Genomic DNA, 1,374 nt, shown 5'->3' with positions numbered 1-1,374 from the left:
CCCCCGCGGGGGCGGGACCCCCGGCCCCCCCCCCCCCTCCCCCGGGCGCCGGGGGGGCCCGCGCGGCGGGGCTCCGTACCCGCGTCGGGGGGGGGTACGGGGCTCGCGGCGGCGCGGCCCGTAGGGGTCGGCCGAGGGGCCGGCTGGGGGCGTGCCGGGTACTGCCTGGAGCTGTCGCGCGGGGTCAGCGCGCCCCCAGGTGGCGGGCGAAGAAGCCCCGCACCAGATGGCGCAGCAGCGGGATCGAACGGGTCGGCGGGGCGGCTCCGACCAGCGCGTTCCGCTGCGCCTCGGTGATCAGCCCGGCGCGCTGCAACTGGGGCGCCAGCGCCGCGTGGTCGGTGAGCGTGGCGTGGTGGGCGGCGGAGAGTTGGCGCCAGGTGGTGCGGCCCCGCGGGTGGGCGAGCATCGCCGACCAGGAGCGCTCGTACTCGGCGTCGCGGAAGCCGTCCGTGCCGACCAGGAGCAGCGGCCGGTCCACGCCGTACGCGGCCACCGGAAAGAGCGGCCCCGGGTGGCCCGCCGGGGTGCCGGGGTGGCTCAGATGTCCCTCCAGATTGACCGCTGCCGCGATACGCCGGTCGTCGTAGAGCGCCTGCGCCGCGGTGGTGCCGCCCGCCGAGTGGCCGTAGACGCCCACCCGGTGCGGGTCGATCGCCCGGGCCAGGCCGCGGGGCAGGGCGCGCCGCCCCGCGCGCGGGGCGGTTCCGTCCGCCGCCGCCAGCAGCCGGTCGAGGACGAAGCGGACGTCGGCGATCCGTACCGCGATCACGGCCGCGAAGAGCTCGGGATCGGCGCGCGGGTCGCCCCGGAACTCGCTCTCGCGGAGCGTGCCGTCCGGGAACTCCACCGCGCTGGCGTCGCCGGGGTGGTCGATCGTAACCACGATCGACCCATGGCTGGCCAACTCCTCTGCCAGGCAGGTGCCGAGGGTGCGGGGTTCGCCGCCGCCCGGCGTGTAGAGCAGCACGGGGCGCCGCCGACCGGCCCTGACCGGCGCGTCCCGGCGGGCGTGTGTGAGGGTGCCGGCCCAGTCCACGCCCGTCGCGGGCAGCAGCCCCGGGTGCAGCCGCGGGGCCCAGTCGGCGAACGAGGCCGCCGCCCGCGCCGTCATCTGCGGCACCGGCGGCCGACCGGCGCCACCGCGGGCCGGGTACCACACGGTCGCCATCACCTCGCGGCGCACGCCCGGCCGCCACGGGTCGGCGCGCCCCGGATCGACCAGGTGCAGCACGCGGGCCCCGACCGGGTACGGCCCGCTCGGCGCCGGCAGCCGCAGGGTGATGTTGGCGCTGCGGGGTGGGTTGTTGGGGGCGTTGTTGGGGGCCTTGTTGGGGGCGTTGTTGGGGGCGTTGTTGGGGGCGGTGGTGGGGG

General features: G+C 78.7%; 1 protein-coding gene. It reads right to left on the bottom strand.

All coding sequences use genetic code 11. The annotated features are described in order from the left end of the window. Positions 1-184 precede the first annotated feature (184 nt). Positions 185-1,374, bottom strand: a 1,190-nt coding sequence (locus tag AAHZ94_RS34145) for an alpha/beta hydrolase family protein (RefSeq protein ID WP_349997567.1), incomplete at its 5' end; no start/stop codon positions are given.

The sequence above is a fragment of the Streptomyces sp. HSW2009 genome (genome assembly GCF_040240285.1).
Taxonomy (GTDB): Bacteria; Actinomycetota; Actinomycetes; order Streptomycetales; family Streptomycetaceae; genus Streptomyces.
The sequence above is the reverse complement of the archived record's forward strand: the minus strand, read 5'-3'. Positions and strand labels throughout refer to the sequence as shown.